The following is a 3,269-nucleotide window of genomic DNA, read 5'->3' on the forward strand; positions in this document are numbered from 1 at the left end:
GGACCTGCTCCAGAACCAAACCTAACAGTACTTTGGTCCCCTCAACTTCCTGAAGAGTTTAAAAAGTATTGTGCCAGCATGTCTATTAAAACAAGTTCCATTCAATATGAAAATGATGATTTAATGCGGTTGGAATATGGCGATGACTATGGAATTGCTTGTTGTGTATCTGCTATGAAAATTGGGAAGCAAATGCAGTTCTTCGGAGCACGTGCCAATCTTGCCAAAGCCTTGTTATATGCGATAAACGGTGGTGTTGATGAAAAACTGAAAGTCCAGGCTGGACCGAGAACGGCCCCGATTACAAGCGATTATTTAGACTATGATGAAGTCATGGAACGGTACACACTCATGATGGATTGGCTCGCTGGATTGTATATCAATACCTTAAACGTGATTCATTATATGCACGATAAATATAGCTACGAGCGCATTGAAATGGCTTTGCATGATACTGAAATCGTCCGAACAATGGCTACCGGAATAGCAGGACTCAGTGTTGTAGCTGACTCTTTAAGCGCGATTAAATTTGCCAAAGTAAAGGTCATTCGCGATGAAAATGGCATTGCTGTTGATTACGTTGTAGAAGGCGACTTCCCGAAATACGGAAATAATGATGACCGCGTCGATCAACTGGCCGTTAATTTGGTTGAGACCTTTATGTCCATGCTCAAAAAACATGTCACATACCGGCAATCTGTTCACACTCTATCTATCCTGACCATTACATCTAATGTTGTTTATGGGAAAAAGACTGGGAATACACCGGATGGCCGACGTGAGGGAGAACCGTTTGCACCTGGAGCAAATCCAATGCATGGCCGGGATACCAAGGGAGCATTAGCTTCACTAGCTTCAGTAGCCAAACTTCCTTATCATCATGCACTAGATGGAATTTCTAATACATTCTCGATGGTACCAAAAGCACTTGGTAAAGAGGAAGATGTTCAAAATGGCAATCTTGCTGCAATATTGGATGGATATATCATGAAAAAAGGACATCATTTAAACATTAACGTATTCAACCGTGAAACGCTGCTTGATGCGATGGATCACCCAGAGTTATATCCACAATTAACAATTCGTGTATCTGGTTACGCTGTAAACTTTATTAAACTAACGAGAGAACAACAAATTGATGTAATCAATCGTACATTCCATGAAAACCTTTAATTAAACTAACAAACGCCCCCACCCCCATGGAGGCGGTGAGAGGGCTGAAAGCAATGATTGGAAATATACATTCTGTTGAAACATGCGGCACCGTGGATGGTCCCGGTATCCGGTACATTATTTTTACACAGGGCTGTTTACTTCGCTGTCAGTATTGTCATAATCCTGATACATGGAGCATCGGTTCTGGTAAAGATATTACCGTAGAAGAAGTCATTAAGGATTTAAAAGAATACCTTCCGTTTATTCGTGCTTCGAACGGTGGAATTACGGTTAGTGGAGGCGAACCACTGCTTCATTTACCCTTTGTTACTGAATTATTTAAAGAATGCAGAAAATTAGGTATCCATACGGCACTTGATTCCTCTGGAGGATGTTTTTCAGAAACACCGTTCTTTATAAGAGGACTTGATGAATTGCTGAAATACACCGACCTCGTTCTTTTGGATATTAAACATATTAATGATCAGAAGCACCGTAAGCTGACAGGTAAACCGAATTCCCATATTCTTCGGTTTGCTCACTACCTGGATGAAAAGAACATTCCTGTTTGGATTCGCCATGTTCTCGTTCCTGGCATTACCGACTCTAAGGAGGATTTAACCGATCTTGGACAGTTTATCCGTACACTAAGCAATGTAGAAAAAGTAGAGATTCTTCCATATCATAAGCTTGGTGTTTACAAGTGGAATGTCTTAGGTCTTACTTATCCGCTTGAGGATATACAGCCGCCTTCAGAAGAGGCTGTACAAAATGCTTATCAACTGTTGAACGTTCAGAACTAAATGTAAGGCCGCACAACTAGATTGTGCGGCCTTATTTATATATTTCCCGAGATGAGGGTTAAGCTGATACACTAATTCCGTCAGCGAAGGCTAGATTAATACCTTCTTAATAGCATAGTTAAGAAGATTTGGCAGGACTTCAAAGGAAAATGGCAATTCTAGACGTTCCGTTCGTTTATGAGCATCTTTACCATAGGGTCCAATATTCAAGCTTGGAATATCCAGTGCTGCGATGGTTTCTAAAGGCAAATGATATCTTGTTCCATACAAGGGCAGCTCTTTTGCTAACGTTGGAATTACGTTTTCTGAATCCTGCAGACGACAATAACTTACATCAGATAGACCCATGAAGTATTTCTGAAGTTTCATCTCTACTCCAATACCTTCAGCCTTTTTTTGAATATCTTTTGCTAACTGTTTAATGTTTACATCTTTTTGTTTATCTTCTGTCAATGAGACATTCGGATAATAGGGTGGAGAAAGCATAATTAAATAAAATGGTGCCAAATCCGGAAAGTAATCACTTATTTTTTTCGCAAGAGAAATCGTCAATTCTCGGTAATCGTCCACACCTTTATTCATGATGATCGTTAACAGTGCCTGTTCAAATGACTCTCCAAACCGTTGTTTTCCAAGATCGTATAACATCGAATAAGTAAATACTTTCGGTATAGCTTCTTTAATGCGTGGTTTATATTCTAAGATACCGCTAGAAATACATACTTTTTCCATACGTTCGATTAGTTCGGAAGCTGTTTGCTCTGCCAGCTTTTTCATTTTGATTATCACATCTTCAGGAGTCTGCTTAATGGTAAAAATATTATAGAGTGCATATGCATGTGTGGGTGTCTGTACATTATATTGCTCCTTAAGATCTTCAATCTTGAGACAAATGGGCAAAGGACACGAAATATCACTTTCCCTTTCAAGAAAAACCTCTGCTAACTCCATATTTGAAGTAAATTCGGCTGCCATCCATGCAGCATTCACACCTGCAAACGGCTCGCCAACATGCGTTTCCTTTCCTACGCAAAATACGAGTGGCAGCATCTTCCCTGCTGAACCATGGTAAATGTATTTCGAGTCATCACCTGGAAAACTCTCGAAGGATGGTTCTGTACATAGACATAAAGTATATTCGAGGTTATATTTCTTTTTTAACTTTGTTAACAAAGTCTTCTGGGTATGCGATTGATGCGGTTGCTACATATGGGATTCCATGGGCAGCCATAATCATTGGCATATCTTTTTTAGGTTTGTCTTCTCCGAAACTTGCAACCCCGCTTGGTGAAGTTGTTGTTGTTGCACCGA

3 protein-coding genes are annotated in these 3,269 nt (G+C 40.0%); 2 read left to right on the plus strand and 1 reads right to left on the minus strand.

Annotated elements, in window-relative coordinates:
• A partial coding sequence (locus AC52RT_RS11220) for a pyruvate formate lyase family protein (protein WP_495540823.1) occupies nt 1-1,173 on the plus strand: 1,173 nt, incomplete at its 5' end.
• Nucleotides 1,174-1,226: 53 nt separating this feature from the next.
• Entirely contained in the window at nt 1,227-1,958 is a 732-nt protein-coding gene (gene pflA, locus AC52RT_RS11225; protein ID WP_495540824.1) for a pyruvate formate-lyase-activating protein, read from the plus strand.
• 90 nt (nt 1,959-2,048) lie between these two features.
• Here pflA and AC52RT_RS11230 read toward each other — a convergent pair whose 3' ends face one another.
• Nucleotides 2,049-3,008, minus strand: a complete 960-nt coding sequence (locus tag AC52RT_RS11230) for a hypothetical protein (RefSeq protein ID WP_495540825.1) — start codon at nt 3,006-3,008, stop codon at nt 2,049-2,051.
• Nucleotides 3,009-3,269: the final 261 nt, after the last annotated feature.

It is taken from the genome of Peribacillus sp. (genome assembly GCF_059453735.1).